The 25,535-nt window shown below is 58.6% G+C and carries 28 protein-coding genes and 5 pseudogenes; 14 read left to right on the top strand and 19 right to left on the bottom strand.

Annotated elements, in window-relative coordinates; all coding sequences use genetic code 11:
* Positions 1-383 precede the first annotated feature (383 nt).
* The 5 genes from LXE91_RS39435 to LXE91_RS39415 form a co-directional block, all read right to left on the bottom strand.
* Entirely contained in the window at positions 384-578 is a 195-nt protein-coding gene (locus LXE91_RS39435) for a hypothetical protein (protein ID WP_046543686.1), read from the bottom strand.
* Entirely contained in the window at positions 569-1,129 is a 561-nt protein-coding gene (locus LXE91_RS39430) for a hypothetical protein (RefSeq protein WP_077209991.1), read from the bottom strand. The genes LXE91_RS39435 and LXE91_RS39430 overlap by 10 nt, the downstream gene beginning before the upstream one ends.
* A 318-nt stretch (positions 1,130-1,447) precedes the next feature.
* Positions 1,448-1,663 carry a hypothetical protein gene (locus tag LXE91_RS39425; RefSeq protein ID WP_046543684.1) on the bottom strand — a complete coding sequence of 72 codons (216 nt, stop codon included), beginning with the start codon at positions 1,661-1,663 and terminating at the stop codon, positions 1,448-1,450.
* A 114-nt stretch (positions 1,664-1,777) separates the two neighbouring features.
* Complete coding sequence (locus LXE91_RS39420; protein ID WP_046543683.1) at positions 1,778-2,026, bottom strand: hypothetical protein; 249 nt, start codon at positions 2,024-2,026, stop codon at positions 1,778-1,780.
* Positions 2,027-2,491: 465 nt separating this feature from the next.
* Positions 2,492-3,184: a hypothetical protein gene (locus tag LXE91_RS39415; RefSeq protein WP_046543682.1), complete on the bottom strand. Its 693-nt coding sequence runs from the start codon at positions 3,182-3,184 to the stop codon at positions 2,492-2,494.
* A 572-nt stretch (positions 3,185-3,756) separates the two neighbouring features.
* Between LXE91_RS39415 and LXE91_RS39410 the strand changes: the two genes are divergently transcribed.
* Positions 3,757-4,188 (top strand): hypothetical protein, encoded by a 432-nt coding sequence (locus LXE91_RS39410; protein ID WP_046543681.1) that lies wholly within the window; start codon positions 3,757-3,759, stop codon positions 4,186-4,188.
* A 57-nt stretch (positions 4,189-4,245) separates the two neighbouring features.
* Here the strand turns inward: LXE91_RS39410 and LXE91_RS39405 are convergent, their stop codons facing one another.
* From LXE91_RS39405 to LXE91_RS39385, 6 genes are all read right to left on the bottom strand, one after another.
* A complete protein-coding gene (locus tag LXE91_RS39405; RefSeq protein WP_077019795.1) occupies positions 4,246-4,599 on the bottom strand; it encodes a hypothetical protein in 354 nt (117 codons plus the stop codon).
* A gap of 119 nt (positions 4,600-4,718) precedes the next feature.
* Positions 4,719-5,270, bottom strand: coding sequence for a hypothetical protein (locus LXE91_RS39400; protein ID WP_046543679.1), 552 nt, complete (start codon positions 5,268-5,270; stop codon positions 4,719-4,721).
* 549 nt (positions 5,271-5,819) lie between these two features.
* The gene (locus LXE91_RS39395; protein WP_077233644.1) at positions 5,820-6,449 is read right to left on the bottom strand and encodes a DUF7007 domain-containing protein; all 630 of its coding nucleotides are present in this window, start codon (positions 6,447-6,449) and stop codon (positions 5,820-5,822) included.
* 140 nt (positions 6,450-6,589) lie between these two features.
* Positions 6,590-7,006 (bottom strand): hypothetical protein, encoded by a 417-nt coding sequence (locus tag LXE91_RS39390; protein WP_046543678.1) that lies wholly within the window; start codon positions 7,004-7,006, stop codon positions 6,590-6,592.
* Positions 7,007-7,308: 302 nt separating this feature from the next.
* On the bottom strand, positions 7,309-7,659 hold the full coding sequence (locus LXE91_RS43840; RefSeq protein WP_052760108.1) for a flagellar transcriptional regulator FlhD: 351 nt from the start codon (positions 7,657-7,659) through the stop codon (positions 7,309-7,311).
* A gap of 155 nt (positions 7,660-7,814) precedes the next feature.
* On the bottom strand, positions 7,815-7,994 hold the full coding sequence (locus LXE91_RS39385; protein WP_052760107.1) for a ribonuclease III family protein: 180 nt from the start codon (positions 7,992-7,994) through the stop codon (positions 7,815-7,817).
* Positions 7,995-8,355: 361 nt separating this feature from the next.
* Here LXE91_RS39385 and LXE91_RS39380 point away from each other — a divergent pair, with 361 nt between their 5' ends.
* The 10 genes and pseudogenes from LXE91_RS39380 (at position 8,356) to gmtX (ending at position 17,920) form a co-directional block, all read left to right on the top strand.
* Positions 8,356-8,688, top strand: coding sequence for an ArsR/SmtB family transcription factor (locus LXE91_RS39380; RefSeq protein ID WP_012431285.1), 333 nt, complete (start codon positions 8,356-8,358; stop codon positions 8,686-8,688).
* Positions 8,685-9,142 (top strand): annotated as a pseudogene (locus LXE91_RS39375) (ArsI/CadI family heavy metal resistance metalloenzyme). Before LXE91_RS39380 ends, LXE91_RS39375 begins: the two are co-directional and overlap by 4 nt.
* Positions 9,139-9,659: pseudogene (locus LXE91_RS39370) on the top strand (arsenate reductase ArsC). Before LXE91_RS39375 ends, LXE91_RS39370 begins: the two co-directional pseudogenes overlap by 4 nt.
* Positions 9,646-10,706, top strand: a pseudogene (gene arsB, locus LXE91_RS39365) (ACR3 family arsenite efflux transporter). The pseudogenes LXE91_RS39370 and arsB overlap by 14 nt, the downstream one beginning before the upstream one ends.
* 188 nt (positions 10,707-10,894) lie before the next feature.
* Positions 10,895-11,161: a GNAT family N-acetyltransferase gene (locus tag LXE91_RS39360; protein ID WP_278068193.1), complete on the top strand. Its 267-nt coding sequence runs from the start codon at positions 10,895-10,897 to the stop codon at positions 11,159-11,161.
* A 21-nt stretch (positions 11,162-11,182) separates the two neighbouring features.
* Complete coding sequence (arsH, locus tag LXE91_RS39355; protein ID WP_012431289.1) at positions 11,183-11,947, top strand: arsenical resistance protein ArsH; 765 nt, start codon at positions 11,183-11,185, stop codon at positions 11,945-11,947.
* Positions 11,898-13,160 carry an MFS transporter gene (locus tag LXE91_RS39350; RefSeq protein WP_039346158.1) on the top strand — a complete coding sequence of 421 codons (1,263 nt, stop codon included), beginning with the start codon at positions 11,898-11,900 and terminating at the stop codon, positions 13,158-13,160. The genes arsH and LXE91_RS39350 overlap by 50 nt, the downstream gene beginning before the upstream one ends.
* Before the next feature lie 84 nt (positions 13,161-13,244).
* Positions 13,245-14,627 (top strand): gamma-mobile-trio recombinase GmtY, encoded by a 1,383-nt coding sequence (gene gmtY / locus LXE91_RS39345; protein ID WP_012431291.1) that lies wholly within the window; start codon positions 13,245-13,247, stop codon positions 14,625-14,627.
* Between the two features lie 28 nt (positions 14,628-14,655).
* Positions 14,656-17,262: a gamma-mobile-trio integrase GmtZ gene (gene gmtZ, locus LXE91_RS39340; RefSeq protein WP_012431292.1), complete on the top strand. Its 2,607-nt coding sequence runs from the start codon at positions 14,656-14,658 to the stop codon at positions 17,260-17,262.
* Positions 17,259-17,920 (top strand): annotated as a pseudogene (gene gmtX, locus LXE91_RS39335) (gamma-mobile-trio protein GmtX). The gene gmtZ and the pseudogene gmtX overlap by 4 nt, the downstream one beginning before the upstream one ends.
* Positions 17,921-18,045: 125 nt before the next feature.
* Here gmtX and LXE91_RS39330 read toward each other — a convergent pair.
* The 3 genes and pseudogenes from LXE91_RS39330 to LXE91_RS39320 form a co-directional block, all read right to left on the bottom strand.
* Positions 18,046-18,495: pseudogene (locus LXE91_RS39330) on the bottom strand (ribonuclease III family protein); the annotation flags it as partial.
* 93 nt (positions 18,496-18,588) lie between these two features.
* Complete coding sequence (locus LXE91_RS39325) at positions 18,589-19,212, bottom strand: hypothetical protein (RefSeq protein WP_135370862.1); 624 nt, start codon at positions 19,210-19,212, stop codon at positions 18,589-18,591.
* A gap of 1,093 nt (positions 19,213-20,305) precedes the next feature.
* The gene (locus LXE91_RS39320; protein ID WP_135370861.1) at positions 20,306-20,497 is read right to left on the bottom strand and encodes a hypothetical protein; all 192 of its coding nucleotides are present in this window, start codon (positions 20,495-20,497) and stop codon (positions 20,306-20,308) included.
* A 303-nt stretch (positions 20,498-20,800) separates the two neighbouring features.
* Here LXE91_RS39320 and LXE91_RS39315 point away from each other — a divergent pair, with 303 nt between their 5' ends.
* Positions 20,801-21,238: a hypothetical protein gene (locus LXE91_RS39315; protein ID WP_046543976.1), complete on the top strand. Its 438-nt coding sequence runs from the start codon at positions 20,801-20,803 to the stop codon at positions 21,236-21,238.
* Positions 21,239-21,376: 138 nt separating this feature from the next.
* Here the strand turns inward: LXE91_RS39315 and LXE91_RS39310 are convergent, their stop codons facing one another.
* Complete coding sequence (locus LXE91_RS39310) at positions 21,377-21,856, bottom strand: hypothetical protein (protein WP_135370860.1); 480 nt, start codon at positions 21,854-21,856, stop codon at positions 21,377-21,379.
* Between the two features lie 19 nt (positions 21,857-21,875).
* Between LXE91_RS39310 and LXE91_RS39305 the strand changes: the two genes are divergently transcribed.
* Entirely contained in the window at positions 21,876-22,103 is a 228-nt protein-coding gene (locus tag LXE91_RS39305; protein WP_135370859.1) for a hypothetical protein, read from the top strand.
* 368 nt (positions 22,104-22,471) lie between these two features.
* Positions 22,472-23,152 (top strand): sigma-70 family RNA polymerase sigma factor, encoded by a 681-nt coding sequence (locus tag LXE91_RS39300; RefSeq protein ID WP_046543974.1) that lies wholly within the window; start codon positions 22,472-22,474, stop codon positions 23,150-23,152.
* 167 nt (positions 23,153-23,319) lie between these two features.
* Here the strand turns inward: LXE91_RS39300 and LXE91_RS39295 are convergent, their stop codons facing one another.
* The 4 genes from LXE91_RS39295 to LXE91_RS39280 form a co-directional block, all read right to left on the bottom strand.
* Positions 23,320-23,775 (bottom strand): hypothetical protein, encoded by a 456-nt coding sequence (locus LXE91_RS39295; RefSeq protein WP_135370858.1) that lies wholly within the window; start codon positions 23,773-23,775, stop codon positions 23,320-23,322.
* Positions 23,772-24,242: a hypothetical protein gene (locus tag LXE91_RS39290; RefSeq protein ID WP_134257923.1), complete on the bottom strand. Its 471-nt coding sequence runs from the start codon at positions 24,240-24,242 to the stop codon at positions 23,772-23,774. The genes LXE91_RS39295 and LXE91_RS39290 overlap by 4 nt, the downstream gene beginning before the upstream one ends.
* A 109-nt stretch (positions 24,243-24,351) precedes the next feature.
* A complete protein-coding gene (locus tag LXE91_RS39285) occupies positions 24,352-24,645 on the bottom strand; it encodes a hypothetical protein (protein ID WP_135370857.1) in 294 nt (97 codons plus the stop codon).
* Between the two features lie 27 nt (positions 24,646-24,672).
* Positions 24,673-24,831, bottom strand: a complete 159-nt coding sequence (locus tag LXE91_RS39280; RefSeq protein WP_158077538.1) for a hypothetical protein — start codon at positions 24,829-24,831, stop codon at positions 24,673-24,675.
* Between the last annotated feature and the right edge of the window lie 704 nt (positions 24,832-25,535).

Here is a 25,535-nt window from a genome sequence, read left to right as displayed (position 1 = left end):
GGTCAAAGTGCTCCGACTCTAATGCGAGGCACGAGCCAGATCGTGATCCGTTCACTGCGGCGAACAGCTGCCACTGCGAGGGCCATTGATCGTCACCTTCGAGGACGAATCGAAGGACGTCGTCGATTCGGATTTCGTAGGCTGTCGCTGAAACGGGAACCGCTCTGACACGCGCCGCATAGGGATTCGCGGGTGCTCGGCGCGACAAGGGAGGAAAAGGTTGGCGCATAGCCGAAACTCCAGAGAGCGATATGTCTTCAGTGTCGCCTTCGACCTTGGAGACGCAAACCGGCGGGCAGCGGTTGGACCGCGCGAGTGGGGAAGGGAGGATAGCATCGCTGCTCCCTCCCTCATGTTCCTTCGAGGTTCCACTTCCTACTGCGTCAGTGGCGGTGTTGGCCGATGTTCAATGCATCCACAACACGGCGGTACCGTTCCAAGCTGTCCAGGACACTCTGCGTCGCTACCAGCAGTGCTTCCGTTTCAACCCGCAGTGCCGAATGGCACTCCGGCAGACTTTCGCTCAGTGTTTCCAGATAGGTTGCGTAGGATTCGATATGGCCGTCGATCATGCGCATACAGCCTCCACCATTCCGCTTTCCTGCGCCGAGATCCACAGTGCGGCTCGGGCGAGAGCAATGTTCACTCGCTCGATAATTCCCGCGCAAATCTCCCCGAGCGTGTCGCCGTAGACAAACGGCTCCTTATCCCGGAGGTGGCTGGTTGACTGAAACGCCCAATGAGGTCCGGTATTCACCCAGAGCGTCGCGGAGTACTTCTTGCCCGAATGACGACGATACCTCCGAACCGTGCCGCCCTCGAGATACAGTGCTTCCGGCATGAAAAGTCGAATTTCAGCCCTGATGGTTGTCTTGTCCGACAGCAAGTCGTCGGGCGACCTGCCCTCGATAGCGTCCCGGCGGACGAAGAGCGACGCGCCACACGCGGTCGACCGGACCGGACTACCTGAGAACTTCAAGCGACAGTCCGAAGCCCACCAGGAGTGCCCTGCGGGCAAGGTAACGCCAGCTTTGATCCTGTCATCTGCGAGCAAAACTCGATCGACGATGAGTCGTTCCAGTTCGGGCATCGTGTGGACTCGCGCGCTCGATACTTCGTTGCTGTTCATATCTTCTCCAATTTTTGTCCGATTGGACTGTAAAAAAGGAGTGGGCAAGAGACGGCTCTGTCTCGAGCGGAGGCTATACGTTAGGAAATGCGGTCTAACGTAGAGCAGGGTTTGCGTGTACAAGTGCGCGCGTTCCGATAGCCCGTGAATGGCGTGCACATGGGCAAGCGCCATGGTTGATATCGGCGCCAGAGGAACCGGTGACCGCCGGTGTAGTGGCCCCCAACCGGAGGTCCGGACGAGAGTGGCTACCGGGATTGGGACGATGGAGAGACGCCGGGACATGCGGGTGCATGCCCGGCGCCTGGATGGTTCGCGTCAGCGACCGTCGTTCGGCAACCTGAAGTCCACCAACAGACCCGGGCCACCGTTGTTTCGAATCTGGCGAAGCAGCGGGCCTTCCGGCTCGCGCTCGTCGCGTCCGGAGTGCCAGAGGTCGATAAGTTTCTTCTTCCAGTAGCGGCCGTGGCGCGTTGCAAACGTCAGAAGCGCATTGGCCTGCTCTACCGTGAGTGATGCCTTCTCTTCCTTCATGATTCTCTCCTTCTTGCCTTTAGGCGGGTGAAAAGGAGTTGAGGGCCTCTGAAGGCCCGGGGGCCTTCGGAGGTTCGGGGGGCGCACATAGCTGAATTGGCGCTCGTTCCCGAGTTAAGAGGTAAGGCTATCTGGTGTGATCAGAATGCAAGCCTGTCCAGTCTTGGGATTGAAGTAGGCGTTTGCCGACACCATCACCGGATAGCCGCTTTCGAATGCATGGATAGCCAAGCGGCCACCGCGGTGGGGTAGGCCCGTCCGCATCACCAAGCCGCCACCAACGCTAGCGTTGGTCTGACCGCTGGGTCGGACACCCTTCGGCCCAAGCAGGCGCTCCATCATCCCGTCAAACTTTGCGTTCATGACTTTCTCCTCATTGCCCGTCTCGGGCTAAAAAATAGAGGAGGGGTAACTCTACGCTGCCGCAAAAGGCATCGGAGAATATGGCGAATTAGGTGTGCGACCGGCAGTCGCGGTGACTAAGCAAACCGAAAAGTTATTTCGTTTGCCTGGCGGCGCGAGGCTCTGACGCGTAGTCAATGCTGAGTCGGGGGCGGCGGTGCTGGTCGAACGACAGGCGTCGAACATGTCGGGAAACCCGGTCGGAGGCCCTTGCTGTTGATGGCAAGGTCAAAGCTCGTCGCCACCATCGCTGCGCAAATCGGGTGGTCGCTTCAGGGACGCCGTTTGAAGTAAATTCGAGTGCCGATTGAACGGCTGGCAAACAATACCACATCCAGCCGTTCTAGCGATACGGTCAACATCTCACTGTCATTGTGCGCGAGCGCGTTTCGAACTAGGAGCAACGTCCGATGGGGCCCGCAGCGACTAGCCAACGAGAGCGACTTTCGCTTGCGCGAAGAAAGTGGGATTGAACGTGTAGTGCAGGAAGTCTGGGTCGGCGGCTGGCACCAACACTGAGGAGAACACGGAGACGGTTGTCTCGCCGCGCCGATCTGCAAGTTGCGCTCGCAAATCGGTCAGTTCGCTTATCGCATGATCAACGTCGTTCGGACCGAACTCACAGCGGTACTGACTGACGATGCCCATGTCACGCAGCACATCGAGCACCGGGATACGCAAGCTATCGTGGCTGTCAGAGCGCTCCGCTGTCATTTTCGCGTAAGCCATGCGCGCGACTGCAGTTGTCCGGGGCATCAGGTTCTTTTCTGCGTTCAGTAGGCGCCGAAATGAGGCCATCCGGCTGGCTACGAGACCGTCGATGTCACACATGAAGTGGACGTCGTCCTCGAGGTTCTCGAACGACAGCGGAGCAACGGCTTCCTTCACATAGCCCATCTCGACCAAGCGAGCGCGCATCTCAAAGATGTCGATGATGCGAGCAGCTGGGGCATCGTCGGACAGGCTCTTCAGGTGGTGGGTAAACGAACTCCAGGTGTAAAAACCTAAGCTCTGTGCGATCGCCTCAAGCCGGTGGCCATAACGTACGCCGGGCAACTGCGTAGTGGTGTGGGATTTGAGAAGCGAAAGGGAACGAACGTCGAGATGAACGCGGGTCATGGCCAATCCTTTTGTCAGTGGTCTGCGAACCGGCGATTACTCGATGACCAGTCAAAAGGTCGTCCATGGTGATACGAAGAACCGCCTGTTCGACCCGCCGGCAGGTCAGGATGGCATCCGTAGACGCAAGTGTAGCAGAGGTCGCGCTCATGCCAAATCAAGGTCTTCGGGCTGCTCATACCGAGCAAGTTACGTCTCACAGCGTGGTCAGCGTTTGGGTAACTGACCGGACTGACGATCGTCATTTTTTCCGGTCCTACGATAGGCGCTTGAAAATCGACGATGCTTGTCCACCCTTGTGAAATCGAAGTATCATTCGCGCAGGCCGTTTATTCGGCAGCATTCAATTTCTGGCTCTGCATGCGTCCACGACGCCCCACCCGCAGAGTTCCAGCGAAACCATCATCACACGCACGAGACCGGACGTAGCGCATTTCCTGCGCTGAACCTGCGTTCATACCGTCTGCGCTGCGCATGTTCGACGTCGCTGACTTCCCGTCAAGGCATCAGCCTTCACGGGGCGAACGGCCCCAGTCGTAGCCTCACGAGGCTACAAGACCACGGAGAACAACATGTGCGAATACGGATCGAAGCGTTTGTGGGTTGTTGCAGTGCCGGCTGATGCAGGTGTCAAACCTATCAGCCTGGTGTTCTTCCAGTCGGAGGAGCCTTCTCGAGCGCAATTGCTGGAGCGCACCGGTGGTGCGGTGGAGATTCCGGTGGGGGCCATTTGCGCCCTGGACCTCACCACCGCCGTGAGCCATGACCCGATGAGTATTGCCTGCCTCGACGCGTGGGCACGCATGGTTTTGGCTGAAGGGCTCTCGGTGCGCCCACTTGTCGATGTATCGGCGAGTGCATTTACCATTGTGCCTAGCAAGCGGGTGCACTACGGCACGAAAGAGCAGTACTTCGACGAAGGGGGGTGCCTGTTAGGGGAGATTCACTACCGCGGTGACGGGGAACCACATCGTTGGCTCCTCGATCGCCGGTTCGCCCGCTGATTCTAGCCGACACCACGTCCCAGGCTCGCCACGTCACTGACTGGCGGGCCTTTTTCGTCAAAGCTCTAATACGCCCTGAGTGGGCTTCATCACGCGCGCGTATGCGCGAGGGAAAAGACGTTCCAGCTCAGGGTAGGCAGAGAGAGCTGTCGTTGATGGCAGCGGCTGATGAAGCCAATGCGGAAGGTCGTCCTCCTCGTTGCTGTACAGGGCGTTGTTGACGGCCCTTCGGTGCGCTTGGCGCAAGCCATCCTCGCCGAGCTTGTCGACAAAACCGATACTCTGACCGCGGAAGAGAACGTCTGCTTTTCGGCCGTGACTGATCAGCGGCACGATGACTGCTTCCGCCGTGAACTGATTAAAGCTCACGAACTCGGCGCCATTGGTGGGTGAGTAGCCTTTGCTGTTCATGATTCTCCTCTGATGCCGCAGTGGGCGTTGATAAAGGAGATGGGCGTAGCCTCGGCGACCGAACGGCCGGCGGGGCGCAGTAGAAGCCCGCCCGGTTGAACCGGGCGGGGGACGTACAATCAGTGTGGCAAGTAGATCGATTTCGCAAACCGTGGGTATTGTGCGAGGTAGTCCCGCACTAGCGCGACCGTCCTGTCTTTGCTCACGAACGGATCGAGCAACCCGAGCGACAGTTCGATCACCCTCTTACGGTCCTCCAGCCTCATCACATAATCCTTCTCGGCGAATACTGCCAGCGCTGGCAACTCACCCATCGCTTTGATTAATGCGCTCTCAGCATTCACGAGCACATGCCGGGCCTTGAGGAGCGGGCAAACGTCCGGATCCTCGCCCTCGACGGTAATCTGCGCGGCGGCGCGAGCCTTGCGACACTCAGCAAAGAAAATTGCTGAGTCAGCCTCACCAAGTCGGTACGACAGGTTCGGATCGAGGATGATCTCTTCCGGTTCGCTGCGCACGGTCCGTGCGGCCACGAAGCGGTACTTCTTGAGAATCTCCGTTTCGAACCCGATGACGATCGAGCGGATCTCCCGTTCGCTCATTTCGGCAGCGAGGTGTGCTTCCGCGGCTGCAATCATCCGGTCGGTCGGGGTGAAGGCGCTATTTCCCATTTGATGGTTCTCCTCTTGGTGCCCTGAGGCGTGAAAAAGGAGCGGGCCACGGCCCTGGCGAGCGGCGCTCGGCAAGATCTGATGGCATTGCGAGAAGATTGAAGGGCGCCCTCGTCGTGAGCGCGCCCGATTCCTTAACTCCAGTGACCTGCATCGTTGTGATGGTGGTCAGCATGCCCCACGTACGAGTCCTCGCACGATGAAGTACTCATTGAGTCGTCTACCCACCGATCATGGTGATGGTGATGACCATACGAAGTGTCGTCGTTCTGGTCGCAGCTGCAGGGAAGATAGTTTCCACAGCGGACACATCGGTCGAGCGGATCCGATGCGCTTTCCGTTTGAGCGGTTTCGTTGCCAGCTCCAATAAACGCGATCATAAAGAACGCAACTGCGCCGGCGATGATCAAGATCGTATTCATGCTTTTTCTCCCGGTGCCTCGAGGGCGTGAACAAGAGAGATAGCTTTCCTCGCCATTGCGGACCGGTGGTCAGCGATGGATCGAGAGCGCCGTACCCGGATGGGGTAACAGCGCTGCCGATTGAGCTCTATGCAACTACCGAGTCGACGTCGCGCGACCACGGTTGATGACGGGCTTGATCGATAATGAAGTAGCCCATGTGCCCTAGCGTTTCGAAAGCGTCGTGATACTCCCTTTCGGGCACAAGCCAATAGGTTTCGGTCCCGGCGTGCTCACCGCACGGCGATCGCCCGCCAAGTGTAGCTACCAGTCCGACCATTCCCTCCGGAACCCGCTTGTCCCAACTTCCGACCGCGGACAGGACGAGCAGCTCGTTTCGATGCTGCTCAAGAAACGCCTCGCGGCGGCGCGTGTAGCTAGTTTCCGGGGACAGCCTTTCGCCGGTCCACGCCTCCCAGATTTCCGGCATCCAGTCGATTACCAGCTTGCGTGCCGACACCTGCGCCTCGGAGTCGAAGTGGTGAGGAAAGGCGAGCGTAACGATCGCTGACTCCTGGTCTTCCTCAAACCATGCACCGCCGTCGCCATCAAGGTGAGCAGTCGGCCGAAGCCCGTCAGGCATTTCGGCAATTCGACTGGCGGAGAGCCAGTAACCTCCATAACTTGCGGTCGAGTAGCGAACGATGCCTTCATCGATCACGCGGGTCGACTGCGGTGCTCCCCAGGGGGTGTGATTCGGGAAATCGGTTTGATTCATGGGTATCTCCTTCGCTGCCAGGTTGGCTGTTGAAAAGGAGCGGGCGCGAACCCTGAGGAATCGAGCTCTTCAGGGCCTAGGGCGTCGATCGACACCTTCCCGGGAGAAGGTGTCGGCCAACGTAGCTTGAAGGTTCCTTTCTATGCGGCTACCGCAGTGCTGAGCCCGCGGATCATGGCTTCTGCCTTGGCGTACCCGTAGAGGACGATGGCGGTGGCGACGATCTTTGCGCGGGGGCCGCACGAGATGTTGTCCTCAACCCACGTCTCAGCGCCAACCATCGCGGATTCCTGATCGGAGATCGAGTCGCCGCACAAGTTGGATGCCTTGCTCCCGAGATATGACTTCAGCTCGTCGACGATGTCCCACCAGGTGTCCTCGTCGAACAGCGTCACGTTGCCGCCATTCGTCAGATGGGTGAGAAGCTTGTCGACCCCACCGTGCACCATGACTTGGTCCAGTTCCGTACGGAACTCCTGAACGGGGATCAGTTGGTCGCTGAACACGACTTCGTGCTGCGAGCCGGCAATGCCGAAGGCTTGAAGATTGCGGTTCATGGTGCTCTCCTGGGTGCCACGATGTGGCGGTTGAAAAGGAGAGAGCGCCTTGGACACTGGGGATCCGTTCGGGTATGGGGATCGCAGTGCCGGGTGGAGTCCGACGCTCAACTGAACGACCTTCAGTTGAGTGAGGAGCCGAAGAAGGATTTGATGAGGCTGGAAATGTGCCGACCGAACGGCTGAAAGAAGCTTACCTGAAGGAAGCGGGGTGCCGCAAGAATGACGTGAGGCCGCGTTGAGATTCCAATTAGCCGAGTTAAGTTTGTTCAAACAAACTTGCCTCAAACCGGTTGGAGCTATCATGGGTGCATTCTTAATAGGGCGCCGCGATCGTTCGTTCGCGACGTCGGTTGAGCGGACAGGGCGTCATCCGGCTGGACTTCTGAGCTCGCACCCGGAGCGATCTTTGCCCCAAGCGCCTGAAGGAACTGAACGTCGTTGAAATGGAACCGCAAAAGCAACTGAGGGGTTCGCGCGAGTTTGTCGAGCCTCTCCGGAGAACATTGCACCAGGGCTTGCCCAACCTCGGCGGATAGCTCGAACCCGCGAGTAGCAGCGGCGAAATCCTCACGGAGCGATCGTTGGAGGAGGGACAGGTACGATCGATTCAGCCCGTGAATCTCGCTGAGTAACGTTGTGTCTTGCAGCATGTTGGCTCCATCAGCGTGGCCATGCTACGCACGATATCCACGAGTTGCGATCAAAGGCACACCTGCCGCCGAACCAAGAGGATATTCGAGCGCCTGGACAAAGCGCCGGAGAAAACGCGGTTAGTCCGAGGCCCTTTCGAGATAGCGATGGCCGCTCAAGTTGGCGCGGACTGCTCGAGAATCGATAGCATGCGCTGCGCCGCCTCGCGCTCGGCCGCCCGCCGGTTCAGACCGATACCGGTCGTCCGTTGGCGGAGTGTCTTGACCACGCACTCGCTCTGATAGCGGCGGGGCTGTTCATGATCCAGTACCGCGATAATGCTGTAGGCCGGCACAGGAATGTGCCGCGCTTGGAGGAACTCCTGCAGGCGCGACTTCGGATCCTTGCCAAAGTGTTATTCCCCCCGACTCCGAATACATATTTCTGTCGAGCGCAGCATCGAGGGAGCGCGCCCGTTCCTCGGGCGTGCGTAACTGCTGTGCGGCTAAGACAGGCCGACCCACGATCTGGCTCCAGGAGTACTGTATAAATATACAGGTATTCTAGCCCAAGATTTCGAGTTTGAGGGTTGGAGGGCGGGTTCAACTTTCTTCCCTCCACTCGCTATCTACCGTCCCTAATTGACCATCAAACACCGTGGCCGCATCGTTTCAAGATTACTTGAATCTTTGAATCGACAGGTCTATGATGCCGCCATGGACTCGAACCTCGTTGTACGCGCGCTCGGCGCGCTCGCTCATGAATCGCGCCTGGCGATCTTCCGCGCACTGGTTGTCGCGGGCCCCGAAGGCATGCCGGCTGGTGAGATTGCTCAGCAGCTTGGCCTCTCGCCGTCTGGCTTGTCGTTCCACCTTAAAGACCTGTCGCATGCGGGCCTCGTCAACAGCGAGCAGAAGGGACGGTTCATCTTCTATTCAGCCAACTTCGATGCGATGAACGCACTGCTCGGGTTTCTGACCGAGAACTGCTGTGCGGGCGCTGACTGTTCCGTTCAAGCTGTGTCGCAGTGCCAAGGAGCTAAATCATGAAACGCATGCACATCCACGTTGCTGTCGAAGATATTGATGCGAGCACCCGGTTCTACGTTGCCATGTTTGGAGGCGCGAAACCGACGGTATCGAAGTCGCACTACCGCAAATGGGAGTTGAGCGATCCGAAGGTCAACTTCGCTATTTCGCAGCGTGGCGTAAAGCCCGGCATTGATCACCTTGCATTCAGGTCGAATCGGACGAGGAACTTGCCGAGATGCGAGCGCGTTTCGCGAGCGCTGAATTGCCTGTCACGAATCAGACGGCGACGACCTGCTGTTATGCAAAGTCGGATAAGACCTGGACCGTGGACCCACAGGGCGTCGCATGGGAGACGTTTCAAACGCTTGAGCACGCCCCTGTTTATGGAGAGTCGCGCGATCGTTCGCGCGAAGCCCGCGTTTCTTCAAATGCCTGCTGCGCCGGCGCAGATCTCAATCGGAGCAAGACGTGAACGACAAGACCTACAACATTCTGGTCCTTTGCACGGGCAACAGTGCCCGAAGCATCATGGCCGAGGCGCTTTTAACACGCTAGGCAAGGGTCGATTCCACGCGTTCAGCGCAGGCAGTCACCCGTCAGGCGCGGTCAATCCGTTTGCGATCGAGCGCTGCGAGTCGCTGGACTACGACACGGCCGGGCTGCGCAGTAAGAGCTGGGATGAGTTCGGTGCACCCGACGCGCCGCAAATGGACTTCGTGATCACCGTGTGCGACCAGGCGGCTGGCGAGGTGTGCCCGATATGGCCCGGTAAGCCGATCACCGCGCACTGGGGTTTTGAAGACCCTGCCGCATTCGTGGGCAGCGACGAAGAGAAGCGCGCGGTCTTCACCAAGGTCTATCGGCAGATTCTGACGCGGGTGAGCCAGTTTGTGAACCTGCCGTTGCACGTACTCGATCGCAATGCCGCCCAGAATGAAGTGCGCGCGATTGGCGAACGTCCCGCCGAGGAATCCAATGGGCAGCACTGATTCGGTCGCTCGCGCGAGCCGTCCGGTCATTGGCTTCTTCGAGCGATACCTGACGGTGTGGGTTGCGCTGTGCATCGTCGCGGGCATCGCGCTGGGCCAGTGGTTGCCGTCCCTTTTCAGGCGATCGGTCGCATGGAATTGGCGCAGGTCAATCTGCCGGTGGGCGTGCTGATCTGGGTGATGATCATTCCGATGCTCATCAAGATCGACTTCGGCGCGATGGCGCAGGTCAAGGGCCACTGGCGCGGGATCGGCGTTACGCTGTTCGTGAACTGGCTCGTCAAACCTTTCTCCATGGCGCTACTGGGCTGGATATTCGTGCGCCACGTCTTCGCCGCCTGGTTGCCCGCAGCGCAACTCGACAGCTACATTGCCGGCCTCATTCTGCTGGCTGCCGCCCCCTGCACGGCGATGGTGTTCGTCTGGTCGCAGCTTTGCAAGGGCGATCCCTATTTCACCTTGTCGCAGGTGGCGCTGAACGACGCGATCATGATTGTCGCATTCGCGCCGATCGTGGCACTGTTGCTTGGCCTGTCCGCCATCACCGTTCCTCGGAATACGCTGATCGCGTCGGTGGGTCTCTACATCATCATTCCAGTCGTCATCGCGCAGTTATTGCGTCGCGTGCTGCTCGCGAAGGGTGAGACCCACTTCAATCGCACGGTGTCCCGCCTCGGGCCTTATTCGATTTGCGCGCTGCTCGCCACGCTGTTGCTGCTGTTCGCGTTTCAGGGGCAAGCAATCGTCCGGGAGCCGCTGGTCATTGCGATGCTCGCAGTCCCTATTCTCATTCAGGTGTTTCTGAACTCCGGGTTGGCCTATCTGCTGAACCGCAAGCTCGGGGTCGCGCACTGCGTGGCGGGTCCGTCCAGTCTGATCGGCGCGAGCAACTTCTTCGAACTGGCCGTTGCTACCGCCATCAGCTTTTTCGGGTTCCAGTCTGGCGCGGCGCTGGCGACAGTCGTTGGCGTACTGATCGAAGTGCCAGTCATGCTGCTGGTGGTTGGCGTCGTGAATCGCTCGCAGCGCTGGTACGAGACGGCCTGAGGAGCGAGTGTGAGCGCCATAATCATTGCACACGAGACCGTCGGAAGTGACGTCGGTCTGGTCAAGGCCCTGGTCCGTGACGGCCTCCCGGTCGATGACCTCAACGAACCGCAGCGCCGCTTTTCGGGTTCACGACGCTTGCCGGTTCGCACGTCGGATACGGCGGCTTCGAACAATACGGGCGCGATGTGCTGATCCGCTCGGTGACAGTCGAGCCAAGCTGTCGAAGCAAGGGCATCGGCCGGAATCTCGTTGCGGTGCTGCTGCGTCAGGCCTTCGACGCGGACGCCAGAACTGCGTGGCTCCTTACGACTGACGCACAAGCCTTCTTCGAGAAGACCGGATTCAACCTTGTGAGCCGCGAGACCGCGCCTGCCGCGATCCTCGCCACGCGCCAGGCCGTTGAACTGTGCCCGGCCACAGCGATTTTGCTCTCACGCCCCATCACCCCGTAGCTCTTTAGCCGCTTCCATACGATGTCCACCGATCTTCCGAACGTCAGTCTTTCTCATCTCGACACGCCCGATCTCACAAAGCTCGAACCCCGGACGATCTCGGATCATCCGCCGCGCATCTTGCTGCTCTACGGTTCGCTCCGTCCGACCTCCTATAGTCGCTTGCTGACACTCGAGGCTGAGCGCATCCTTCGCAAGTTAGGCGCCGAGACCAGAGTGTTTGATCCACATGGTCTGCCACTCGCCGACAGCGTGCCCGCCGACCATCCGAAGGTCCTCGAATTGCGCGAAGCGTCCATCTGGTCCGAAGGCCAAGTTTGGTGCAGCCCGGAACGACATGGCGCGCTGACCGGCGTGTTCAAGAACCAGATCGACTGGCTGCCGCTCGACTCCGGAAGCATCCGGCCGACGCAAGGGCGAACACTCGCGGTCATGCAGGTGTCGGGCGGCTCGCAATCCTTCAACGCGGTGAACGCTTTGCGCGTGCTCGGCCGCTGGATGCGCATGGTGACCGTTCCCAATCAGAGTTCGGTAGCCAAGGCGTTCCAGGAGTTCGATGAGAGCGGTCGCATGAAGCCCTCGTCGTACTACGATCGTGTGGTCGATGTGATGGAGGAACTGTATAAGTTCACGCTACTCGTGCGCGACCGCTCAGATTACCTGACCGACCGGTACAGTGAGCGTAAAGAGAAGGCTCCGGCATCAGTTTCCGTCCTCGCCAATGCAGCCATGAGCCATGAGCACAGCGCACAGAACGCCGACACCGACGACAGTGAAGTCGAGTAACTCGACGGATCGCGCCGAATCGCTGGCCACCTGGGCGCTCGCGCTCGCCCAACTGGTGTCGTGGGGCTCGGTCTACTATTCGTTTTCGCTGCTGGTCGTACCCATGGAGCAGACCATGGGCTGGAGCCGCACGTCCACGAATGCTGCCCTCTCGCTCGGACTGCTGGTCTCGGGTTTCGTGGCGTATCCGGTGGGCAAATGGATCGACCACGGGCTCGGACGTCGAATCATGGCCATTGGATCGCTGATCGCGGCCGCCATGCTTCTGATGTGGTCGGCCACATCGTCGCTCACGATTCTCTTCGTAGCGTGGATCGGCTTGGGCCTGTCGATGGCTGCGACCTTCTATGACCCGCTCTTCGCCGTGCTCACGCATCGCTATCCGCTGCGATACAAGACCAAGATCACACTGGTGACGCTCGTTGCGGGATTCGCGAGCACGGTTTTCATTCCGGTCACGCAGTTCCTCGTGGATCTGGCCGGTTGGCGTCTCGCGCTCGTCGCACTTGCCGCGTGCAATCTAATCATTTGCCTGCCGATTCATGTCTTCGCAATCCGCTCCTCACGAATCGACCCGAACGCTGCCCAGCCGAGCGCGGAGCGCACGGCGGTCGATGCTGCGGCAACGCGACGTGCACTGCGCACGCCTACCTTCTGGGCGCTCGCACTGTGCTTCACAACCTACTACGCGACCTTCGCCGCGCTCACATTTCATCTGGTCCCGTTGATGGTCGAGCGCGGCGTCACCAACACGGTCCTGGACATCACCATGGCGCTGATAGGACCCGCGCAAGTCATCGCCCGCGCGGTCTGGTTCGCATTCGATCGCAAGGTCACCATCACGACAGTTGGTTTCATCGTGGTGACACTCTTTCCCGTCTCGACGGTCGTCCTGATTGTGGCTGGCAAATCCGCTGCGCTTTTGTGGATCTTCGCGCTCTGCTATGGCGCCGCCAACGGAATGATGACGATCCTGCGCGGCACGATCGTCCAGCAGTTTCTGTGGACGGAGGGCTACGGCGCGATCAGCGGCATGCTGTCGTTTCCGTCGAACATTGCGAAGGGCATCGCGCCCATCGCAGCGGCCAGCATCTGGGGATTGACGGATGGATATGTCGCCGTCGAATGGACGGTGTTGCTTGTCTCCGCGCTATCCGCCGTCAGCTTTTTTATCGCAGCGAAGTGCGCGTCGGCACGTCCCTCTTATCGGTGAGTCGATTCGGGAGCAGCGATGACTTACAACGGTCAACGTGGTGACTTAAAGCGTGCGTAGAGTGTTTGCTTTTTCTGTCGAGCGATGTTCGTCAGCATCAAAGCAAAGGTCCTCACGGACGAAACCGGCGTCTACACTGAGATCCCCGCCCTGCTCGCCGCGACGGGGATACTCGAGCCGCTGATTGATTATTTCCTGCATAGAAGCCACGATCGCAGTCTGGAATGGATGCGCAAGGTGACGCGATCGGTGCGGCTCTTTCTTGAGTACATCCAACTCAACCCCGCCGAACGCGACCCTCATCGACTGTTTCAGAATTTCGCGAAGCGCCTGTATACAGGAACGTTCAATCGCGAAACAGGAATCGACGCCACGGGCCTTTGCTGGCCGCCTCGCTCGCCGCACGACGCGGCACGCATCATCATCCATTTGAGCGACTTCTTCAATTGGTTGGGCGAAGTTCGTCCTGAAGCAGCCAGCGTCAATCCTCGGTACGTCGGCAGCACGTTCGATCGACAGATCGATGAAGCCGCTTACCAGTATCGTAGAAGCAAGGCCTTCCTTGGGCATACGTGGGCGTCGAATGCCACCGCGCGCGCCACAGGATATTGGCTTCGCTACCGGAGAATCCCGAAGGTCGCGCGAGGTGAGCCGCCAGCTTTTCCAGAACGTCACTTTGAAGCGTTGCTCTTCAAAGGCTTTCGCAACGGCGATCGTTACGACTATCGTGGCATCTTGATCACGCTACTGCTCCATGGCGCGGGATTTCGAGAGTCGGAGCCTTTTCACCTTTACGTTCAGGACGTATTTCCAGATCCACAGGACCCGCGTCAAGCCAAGGTCCTCATCCACCATCCGCACTACGGGGCCGCGCCTGCTGACTGGTGCGACGAGCGAGGACGACCACGTAAATCGAACCGAGCAGAATACCTCGGCCAGCGCTTCGGCCTTGTGCCGCGTACAGACTTGATGGACCGTCGGCATGCTGGCTGGAAAGGCGGCATGCACGACGGTCCGTACTACAAGCAGGCGTACTGGTTCGTGCCGGAGTACGGCGAGTGGTTTCTGGAACTTTGGCATCGCTATCTGAAGCAGCTTGCGCATTTCGATCGGGATCATCCGTTCGCTTTCGTGAACCTGCGGCGCGCACCCTATGGTGCGATATACACCCTCACGCAGTACAACAAGGCTCACGCGGCCGCGTGCAAACGCATTGGCCTCGAAGTTGGCAAGGCGCTTGGCACAACTCCGCACGGGCACCGACACGCCTACGGCCAGCGTTTGAAGCACGCGGGAATCGACAAGCCGATGATTCGCCGCTTCATGCATCACGCATCGATCGAGAGCCAGGAGATCTACACACAAGCAAGCTTTAGCGAAGCCCGAGAAGCACTTCAGCAAGCGGCGCACCGGCTGGATGGACTTCTTACGACGCCTCTGTCCGATTTGGTCCGTTCATCTGACTAGCCACATCTCCACGTGACCGAGCAAACACATGTACAAGACCTCTCCAACTAAACCCAAGGGGCGTCGCAAGGCGGCAAGGACCGAGCGCAGCATGCGACGCGATTCGGATGCAACCCTGACCTGGGTGGTGGAGTTCTATCCAGAACTTGCAGCCTGGAGAGGCTTCGCCTTGGAGTGGCTCGGTGGGGAAACGCATGGTCTACACCAAAGGCTGCAGGCCCTATCGACTTTCTTCGAGCGCTACCTCATTCTGCAGAGCCTGCCGCTGGACCCGAGTGTATTCCTGGCGCAAACGACACAGGTTCCAGAATTTCACCGAACGGCGTGTCCTGACTCTCCTTGGGGCATCAGCGCGAACAATCTTATCCACGCTTTTCTGCAGTTTGTGTTGCTTCGGCATTTCAGTCAGATTGGTAAAAACGATAACGCCGTATTAATGCAGGGCTATCACAACCCGGTACGTCGTATGTCGAAAGCGGGGTTGCCGAAGCGCGGCGAGAGCGTTTATTCACCACTGCCTTATGGCTACATCGACCAACTTCGGCAGATGCTGGCGGCGGGACCCCATTTTCGCGATTGGCAATGGGCACATGGTGCGCTCGGGAGCAAGATCGGCCATATGGGTGCGAGCGCGCCTGATTGGCTCGACGTGACTGAAGACGAGATTGATCGCGACGATCCGGATTGCGTCTGGCGCATACGTAAGCTGAGTCGAAACTATCGCGGTGGTCAAGTGTTGCAGATGTGGAGTCCAGTCCGATGGGTTGCACTGCTTGTGAAGCTTATCTTGCCCTTACGAACTAGCCAGGTCCGCGTACTTGACTCCGGAGAGGCAGACACCTGGCGCTATGCGGCAGGACGTTGGGAGCGAAACAGCAGCGAGATAGCAGAAGGAAGCGAATCTCGGCCGCTACAGCAGGGTGTGTTCCGGCGCGACTATGATCGCAACAACAACGAGAACGCACTGGCGATCCTCTATATCAACACGAACAAGACCGCCGACGTCTCTAAGTCAGGGCCAGAGAAGGGCTATTTACTGCCATGGACGCACGGCGGGGCGCTTCACCAGAATGTTTTCTACTGGATCGAGAAGCTGCGCAACTGGCAAGAGAAGTACAACCCCATCTCGCGTCGGACCTCATGGGCAGAACTTGATCGTCGACATATCATTGCCAAGACTGATTTTCAGTTGGCGCGCTATCCTGACGCGTGCTTTCTCTTCCGATTGCCAGAATATCCAACGGCACGAATGCGTAACTTTCCGCTTCAGGATCAGGCGCTCAATTCGTGCTGGTTCTATTTGCTGAAGGCATTCGAATCACGGCTCGCCGGGCGTTCCGAAACTCACCACAACGGAACACCGATTCGGCTGCTGCCGCCCCAGTCCAAGAAGAGAACGTTGTTCCCACTTCACAGTTTGCGAGTCTCCCTTGTCACTGCACTGGCCTTGGAAGGACAGGTGCCGTTCCCTGTGCTGCAGAAGCTTGTCGGTCATAGCCGGTTGGTCATGACCTTGTACTACACCAAGCCTGGAGCCACCCATATTCGCGACGTCCTCCTCGATGCGAAGGCTCGCCTGGATGCAAATAAGAATGCGAGCATTCAGAACTTTCTGCTCGATACCGCACACGACGAACTTGTCCGAAGTGCGATCTGCAATAGTGTGAGCAGTGTTTCAGATGCAATCCCTGAGCATCCAGCGGCAAGAAACGCGTTGGGCTGGATGCCAATGCACCACGGCCTTTGCCTCGCTGGAGGAAACGCCAGCGATTCGATGGAGAATCGTTCGATTGGCGGATGCCACAACGGAGGTCCGATGGTTTTGCCGGGGACTGCCGTTGGCAACGCAAAGCACGCTCCCGTTCCGGGAGGGAATCGCAACTGCGTTCGATGCCGCTGGTTCGTGACGGAGCCTCACTACCTTCCATCGCTCGCCGCGCACTTCAACACGATCGCCTACCATTTCGACGAGGCCCGCAATGCTTGCCTCGCGAATGAACGCGTGCTTCTTGACCTAAAGAAGCAGAAGGCTGACGCTGAAGACGCTGGCGAGGTCTTCCTTCATCTCGATGCCTTTCGGCAAGCTGAGCGCGTGTGGGAAGGATCGATGAAGCGATTTAACGACTTCGCGGAGGATCTCACCGCTTGTTGGCGGCTCATTGAGCGCTGCAAGGCTGCGCTCGACCGGGCCGTCGAAGACTCTACTCAACTAGTGGCGGTGGGCACCGCGAGCGATGTGCACATCGCGTTCGAAGAGACCGAATCGGAATTGCTTCAGCTCGCTGGAGTTTGCGACGATGTCGAGCTCTATCCGGATCTCGATGCAGGCAAGGCAGTATTCCGTCGTAGTCAGTTGCTCGATGCCGTGCTTTATCGCGATCACCTTGCGCCCGTCTTCATGACGCTGGGCGAAGAAGAACAACTCCGCGTTGGCAACGCATTCATGCGCCGTCTCGCGCGGCAGATGAACCCCGCTAATCCAGTGCTGGGAACGCGGCAGGTCATCAACCTGATGGACGCCGGCCGGAGTCTCAGCGAGCGATTTGGCATTGATTTCGCCACGTTTCTGCCGGAATGCAATGCCACCGGCATGCTCAAGCGCAAGCCTCAACGAATCGACGAGTCGCAAGCATGAACAGCGCGACATTCGACCACCCGAACGTGCTTCTCGGCACGCTGCTCGCCAAGGGTGGTCGTGCCCATCGGCTTGCTAGGCTAAAAGCGCTGCACGAGATTTGTCGCAGGCATCAGGAATCAGGCTCGCGCGATTTTCTCTCTCAACCATTGGTCGCCCGGCCGAGGCGGAAGGCGTCCTAAAGGGACGCGTCCTCTACAACATGCAATCGGCAGACTACCGCGAGCTGATTTCGGCCTGGGCGACGTATGCCGGGCCACCGACACTTCGACCATCGAAACCGCTGGCAAGCCACGAATACCTCATGCGTATTCACGACCCCGCGATCCGCTCCATCATGCAAGCAATCATCGGGGAACGAGACAAGCTCCGGGCCGAGGTCAACCTTCTGAAATCCAACGCGCAAGTCGTCGTGGATCGACGCCCAATCGGTGTGCGCGCGTCAGGAGACGCCATCGCGTTGCCAACAACGACAAACGGCCACAACGCGCAGCTCACTCCTTCAGAACGTGAAGCGCTGGGGAAGGCGGTCTCTGCCGACTACCTCGAAAGACATGGCTTACACGAAGGCAGCCATGGCGAGATCGTGAACGAACACGGTCGGACAGTGTTCGATGTCGGCTTCGCGCGTGCAATACGAAAGATCCTCGGAGCCTGAACAGCCGATAACCGAAACGATGTATTTCGATGTATGCATACATCGAAACGGAGAGTCCTTGGCGACCCCACCGCAGAACGCTTTCACGCTTTTCGCCCTCAAACTATGTACTCCACGGGTATAGGTCCAAAGCGCCGGATGTCGATCGTGTCGAGAACCGGCGTATAGATCCTGCGGACAAGCCGCTCGGCCGGAGGGAAGCCGCCATCGAGGAAAACGCCACCCAGTATTGCCTCGAACGCATCGGCGAGAATCGACGGACGGCTGCGGCCACCAGCGCTGATCTCAGCTTCGCCCAACTTCAGCCAAGCGCCGAGATTCAAAGCAACGGCAATTTCATGGAGAGTCGACTCGCGAACCAAGTTTGACCGGATGCGGGAAAGCCCACCTTCCGAGAGTCGGGGAAAGCGCTCGTAGAGAAGAGCTGCTACGGACCCACTCAGAATCGAATCCCCAAGGAATTCGAGGCGCTCATTGTGAGTCTCGGAAAAGGATTGGTGGGTCAGTGCCAGCTCGAAAAGCGAGCGATTGCTGAACGTATAGTCCAGAAGCTGTTCGAGGGCATTGGGGTTCATGAGCGGAGTATAGGGGCCGGCGAAAGCCAGCCCCGCATGAATACCTGCAAGGGGCACCGCAACATTTGGCTGGAATAGACGGCAAACCCGTGGTCAGCGGAGGAGCCGATCTCCCAACGGCCCGAGCCACGCGTCCTGCGTGCCGACTGTCGAGCGGATCACCGCGGACTCGAGGAAGTCGATGAAGCCAGCGCCTTTCACTGTTGCAACGTCCCAACTCATATCGCTCGCGCCGCGCTCTGTCGATGCATGGGGCCAACATAGAGTCATCGCGTCAAGCCGTACACCTCGGTCCTTGATCAAAAACTGCATCACTGCTGCCCGCGCATCCGGCATGACGACAAGCACGTGGGCAAAGCCAGCCAGCCTGTCGGCGATGTTTTGCGCGTCGGACTGGCTTCGCCCTCCTACTGTTGGGCTAAGAAGCAGAACCGGGAGAGTTCGCGTGGGGGCCACGAGCAGGTCAAGCACAGGCGTTACATCACTTGTCGTGACGTTCCGCGATCGCGATTGAACCCGGGTCTTGCTGTCAATGAACGCGCAGTTCTTGACGAGCGCCGCGATCAGCGCGGAATGCTCGACCGGGGCAACCATATTGCGACCAAGCGCGACACTTGCGCGAACACCAATCAAATCTGATTCGCCATCGTCCGAGACAAACACCTCGGTTCGCCATACCCGATTTGCTACCTTTTGATCGATGCTATCTCGACGCATCAACCACAGTCCGGTGTCGCTTCCTTGGAGTACAGCGACCGCGCCGCGTCGTGATTGAGCCGAAAAGGCCTCCCCGGACGCCGCCGCAGGAGGAAGCCGACTCCAGTCGAAGGATCCATTAGCTTTCCGCGGGAGAGTCGATCGCAATGCAATCTCTCGCGCCAATGCGCGACTCGCAGGCCCATAAAGGTGACTTCTAAAGCGGGCCTGATAGAGCGGAAAGAACTGTTCAGTTTCGCCCATATATAGGATTCCTATTCAATAGAATGACCGGCACCTGTACCGGTGCTAATCAGGCTACGGGCGAGGGAGTGCAATGCAAACGACGGTCGTCCTGGGAGTTTGCCTGTCCGAGAAATGACTGCGGGCAGCCACATGAATGGCTGCCCGGCGAGATATCGAAGACAGTGCTGCGGTCAGATCGGATCAGGGTAGCGACGATCGAGGGGACCGTTGTCGCCGAAGGCGTCCACACGAGGGGAATGCCCGTCTCTATATCGACGGCTGCGGCTCCCCCCGGTGCAACCCTGGTCGCCGTCACAAGCGACTGAAGGCACCTGCTCGCCAGTACCATGCCTGGCCGCATTGAGCGGTTGCCGGTGCCGTTGTGTCGACGGTAAGAACGAGTGGACCGCCTCGCGAAGCAGGAGATCTTGAACCGACATACGGAAGAGGCCTCCGAAGAGGCTTATGGCGACGAACAGTAGGAATGAAATTCGGAACATGCGGACACCGGATACGTGAGGACGATATCCGAAGGCTATGGGGTGACAGGTAATTAGCAAGCCGAGGGGAATCATTGGGCGCAGTCTGGAAATGGAAGGTGATCCAGCGAGCCTTTTGTCCACCTCGTGCGAACGCGAGATGGCACTATCGACTGAGGCTTGGATCTCCCCGCATTGGATCCGCGCCTTCCGTAATGCTCCGTGGTTTAACTTTCGACCAGCCATGCGCCTCCACCCCGGGACGCATGGCTTTTTTTTCGGTCGCGTCAGACCGCGACAGGCTCAGAATCGGTAAGCCGTGGATATTACTGGAAAATTCCATTCACGTGCGCCACGTTGCGGCGAGGCGAAAATCAGACGGAATGGGATTACAGGCTGAGCGAGCGGAATGTTGGTGCGGGGGTAGGGTGCTTTTTAAGCGAATGCACTTGCGTTTCGAAAGAGAATTCCGTGGCTGCGCCCTGTCTCGGAGAGGGCGTGTTCAATTCGATGGAGTCACGGATGTCATTTTTTAACTCGACCAATGGTGCAATCTTCATCACGGCGATGGTGATTTGCACGGTGCCCTGTGCACAGTCGCTCCCTTCGGCTGCTCCTGGAGCCCCGTGCGCCACTCCAGGGATCGCGGCCACCTACGGTGCTAATGGGATGCTTCTCTGCAGTGCCTCTCTTACCTGGAAACCCGCCATCCGGGCATCGACCCCGACGAACGATGGTGGCCTCGTGTCGATTGTCGGTCAGCGCATGAATCGCGCTATGGCCTCGATCGTTGACGGAACGGCTCAATTCGTCCACGACATGCTGTCGCCTGGCTCGAACTGAACTAGCTCAACAACCTCCCTCACAAACAATGGAGATCCTCAATGAAGAATGACTTGACCGGCGCGTTGACCTTCGCCGGCGAGCGACCCGCATCAGCGTCAAAAAAGGCACTTTCTGAGCTTCGGGTGTACTTCCGCGGTGGGCGCGGCAAGCTGCGCATCCTCGGGTTCATCTGCCAGATACTCGTCGCGTCGACGGTTGTATTCGCTCTTATTTCGCTGATCGACCTCGGGAGCGTCTTACTGCACGCAATCCTGCTTGTGACAAACTCGCAGATCGTTGGCGACGACTATGCGCAGCGCTTTGTGATGAACCTACCTGCAAAGTACTTCATTGTCGGAGCGACGGAAGCCCTTATCCGGCACGTCCCGTTCAACGCTGTCGCATCACTCGCGTTCACTGCAACGGCCGAGATCTACTGCACAAAGCGGCGGGCAAGTCGCCTCATGCCGCCCGCGCAAGAGTTCCTTCAAAACTAGACGCAGACGCATTGGGGAAGGGCAGGCCGCTATTTGTCGTCAGTGGGGCCGACGGTCCTACGTGGCCTGTCATCCGGGGCGTTTAACCGCAGCCAGCCAAGGAGCGAATCGTGGACTGGCGCCCGCCACCGCGCGAAGTTACTTTAGCGTGAGCCAAAAGATCCCGCGCGCCTTGCTGGTTGCGGCATAGAGATCCAGTTCATGCCGAAGCCACTCCCCGTGCCGATTCACCGTCGCGATCGCGAACGGTCGGCCCTCTTCACCGAGATGTTCCATGATTGTCCGCCACGCATTCGGATCGAAGCTGCGCGGGCCAATGAATTTCAGGGCCATATCACCCTGCAAATCGTCAAACGTAGGCGAGTAATTCTTCGATGCAGCGCCTTTCGCGTCCGGCCCTAAAGTTTTTCCAGAAACGAACGATAAAACAGTATTCGCGCCGGAGTCAGCGGCTCCCGTAACAACGACATTTCGGCCGAGTTTCATTGCCCTGCGGGCCACAATCCCCCAGAAAAGCAAACTGGCCCACGACAGCGGGGAAAAACGACCTTCCTTGTGGCCGTACCCTGTGCGCGTAACGTCGTTCTTGCGCAGGGGAAGACTGTTCCAGTTTGCCATGGCATTAGTAGGTGGAGAGATGAGAGCTCGCTCCGAGGAGCAGGTGGGAAGCAGATTTGTAGACCAAAAACAGCACTACGGACGCGATGAGTATTCGGACAATGCCGAAGCGCGTGCGGCGACGGCCGCCGTAGTAGTGGTGATGGTGGACAGTTCTTTGGGACGATCTTTTGCGCCGCATGGTGCCTCGATTTGCCCTTCTGGACTGCAAAACAAGAGCGCCTCAACAAATGAAGGCGGTCTGTAAGGTGGGTTGATTGACGGAAGATTTTGCGCTTTCGATCAATGCGGATTGTGAGGTGTTCCGATTAGATTTTTCGCGCAAATTAAGCGCGAATAACAGCTTTTTTTTGGATGCGTTTTCATTTGCAATCAATGAAAAATTGTTAAGATAAGTGGGTGCTCCAAACACCTTCGTGCAGACGAAGTCGTGTCAGGTCCCTCAAACGGGGAGAGGACCGCACAGGGGTGGGAGTGCTTGCAACTGACGAGCGATCCTGAGGGTGGTCCGGTGTTTGCCAGACTGGTTCGTCAGCCATGCCGAGTTCGGCTGCCGCGTATGGCGATGCATTGTGTATGACGAACAACAGTTAGACCACGACGAGCCAAAGAAGAATGGAACACCGAGTCTCAGATCTGAGCAAGGCGGAGCTTTGCAACCAATTTGCGGACAAACTTCCCAAGTTAGTTAAGCAGGTTTGCGGAGGGTTTCGCGAGACCCTCGACGACCGTATGCAATCGGCATGGACCGAGCTGATTTACTACGCCCAGAACAACCAGGACCTCACGCTCGAGGAATTCATCCCGCGAGCGATGGCTCGTGTTCGCGGCGCCCTGATCGACGAGATGAGGGCAGACGATCCTCTCACTCGCCGGCGTGTGGTCGCGAAACGGATCGACGCGGCCGCCAGTGTCGTCTCTGGTAGAACGGGGGCAAGGGCCACAGCGCGGGAGCTCGCACAAGAGCTCGGGCTGTCGGTCAATCAAGTGCACGACTTGATATTGCGAGTGCACACCGAGGCGACCATCTACACGACACACGAACTCGAAGAATCGGAAATCGCGTGCTTTACAGACAGCGTCCTTGATTCGCTGATCGTCGAGCAAACGGTTCAACGCCTCCTCGAGGCTATTGAGTCGCTGTCGGAGCGGGACCGAGAAGTCATCGTGCTGCGCTACTACCACAACCTGTCGAACCGCGAGATCGCAAAGCGACTGAACATCGGCGATAGCCGCGCAACTGCACTCCACCATCGTGGTGTCGAAAAGCTGCGCAAATTTCTTGTCCCTGCCTGACGTCGCGTTCCGAACGCTGCCATCGATCGGCCGGCTCTACGCGCTGCGCACTCGCGCGGTTACCGAGCCAGCTGATCGCTCTGCATAGGCCGTTTTGTCTCCCAAACACACCTCCCGAGTCCAGATTCCAGAAGCCGGCTTAACGAATGACTCGACGCCGGCCGAACCTACGGAATCGCAACACCCGATTGATCGCACGCTTGAGAAGGTGACATCGCCAAGTGCAGGGGATTCTGCTGGGCGAACGCCACTGCGTAGAGTTCTCCGGCATAGAGGCCCGGACTCGACGCGATAGTGTGTTCCAGTTCGGCGATCGCTGCATCTGCGTCGGTGACCCCCGAATAGACCAGGAGGCCGCGGAAGCAGATCTCCGCGATACCCGCTCGCACGGTCATTGATTGATCGTAGCGCTGAGTCCGCGCGGTCGCCAACCATAACTCCCCCGCAGCCTGAGCGAAGGTTGTTGCGGCCGCTGCGAGTGAAGTCCCGTTGCCATAAACTTTGGTGACATACGCAAGTACACGTTGACGTACTGCGGATTCGTCATCTTGCGGTGTAGCATGTGCCGGCGGCAGGATGAATATCGACATCGCGGAGGAGCAGGCGAGGACGAGCCTTTTCATGCGGCCTCGCGAAGAGTCGGTTCCCAGCGAAATGTGCTCGCTGCGTTGAGAAACCGATCAATTCGCGCCCGGTCTGCCGCGAATACTTGGCACAGCACCGGGAATGCTTCTCCAGTCTCTCCTCGCAGCCAGATCTCGGTTTGGGTTGTATGCATCGAGCGGAGGTGCGCACCTTGTGCTCCCTGCGTCGCGAGACGCCACGAGGACCGCTGCATGACCTCACCGAGTACCGGAGTATCTGGATGAGCCGGCAGCCGGCCCCCCTTATGCTCGGCGACCGCTTGTCTAAGCTGAAGGCTGACCTCAATCGGGTCGAGTTGTTGCTCGCTCATCATCACCAGGACAACACGTGCACGCTCGACCATCTCCTGCTCGCCAATACAGGGGGTAAGCGTGAGGTTGAGCGCGAGTGCGGAGAGGCGGGCCGATTGTTCGTGGTGCGGAACCTGAAAGGCGTCCGTGATCATGCGTTGTACCTGGTCTAGGTGTGGTTCGGGTGGCGCAATCTCGCGCCCTCAAAACTCATTACGACAAAGGAGGTAGAAATTTTGCCCCCTAGACCCGAATAAAATTGCTTCAATTTGTTTCAGCCGGACCTTTATGGAAGCCGACAACCATGAAGGCGTCGTGCGGAACGTGCATCAGCTGTCCTCGTGGAAGGATTGCAGCGAGCTCTCCGTTCGACTCGACGAAGCACGGATATCGCATCCCGATGTAGGCAATCGGATACTGTTCAGCCGAGATTCCCAAAGGAGCAGCGGGAACACATGTCCGCAGCATCAGCACCGTTGAGGGCACCCTTTCGCCAAACGGATAGGCGTTGGACCGGCGAACAATGGCAGGACTATCGGTTGGGGCGATCGCGAACAAACTTTGTGGCTCCTGTACGAGGTACGGTTACTCGAGGATCTGGCGAACGTAGTGGACGGCCGCGATACCTGCAAGTATCAGGGCGCCACCAAGCATGATGAGCATCTCGTCCGACCAAGTCATAAAGATTGTGTCCAGAACGGTTGGCGTCCCGGTCGCACGCCAGAACACCTCCAGGGCAGTCATGAACGCCGCGCAAACAATCGACGCGCACACAACTACCGCGAGTAGCCTTACAAATAGCGTGATTGGGGGCTTCGCGGTCTCGGCGGGTGGAGAGCCGCGACGACGCAGCAGTCGCGTTGATCGATTGGACAATGGACCTCCAGTACGAAAAGGGGAGCTGCATAACTTCCCATCCTAGACGACACGCCCGGGAACGACGAATCGAAAGCCGACCGAGGAGGGGATACGTCCAATAGAGCGATGGTCATACCAGCTGCCTTGAGTCTGCACCGGATGCGCCCCGATGCAAATGCTATGGTAGGTTGCGCTCCCTCGTAACCCATGATAACTTCCGCTTCAGCCGTTAAGTCGGCACCTCGTTCACTGGTGTAGCCCTCGGGCCCTCTCACACCATCAGGCCCCGCGCGGCCTTCGAAACTTCCCATTTTCGACGCCGGTAGTTTGCCGGCATCCCGCGTCATTTCCCAGCTGTTTCCGCGGCCATCTGCCCCGCAAACACCTAGCGGAAGCCCAAAATGCCACCCGTTCGTCCCTCGTCTGCGATGGCCTGTGGCCAGTCCACGTCCCGGCCACTTCCGAACTCGCAGGCGCTCCGTTCCTTTCACATCGCTGGATTCCAGCAGAAAGGAATAACCATGACCCGAAATAGTGTTGCTACACCGACCGATCTACTCATGCCCGGAACGTGCGTCTGGGCTGTACGG

It is taken from the genome of Burkholderia contaminans, from assembly GCF_029633825.1.
Taxonomy (GTDB): Bacteria; Pseudomonadota; Gammaproteobacteria; order Burkholderiales; family Burkholderiaceae; genus Burkholderia; species Burkholderia contaminans.
The sequence above is the reverse complement of the archived record's forward strand: the minus strand, read 5'-3'. Positions and strand labels throughout refer to the sequence as shown.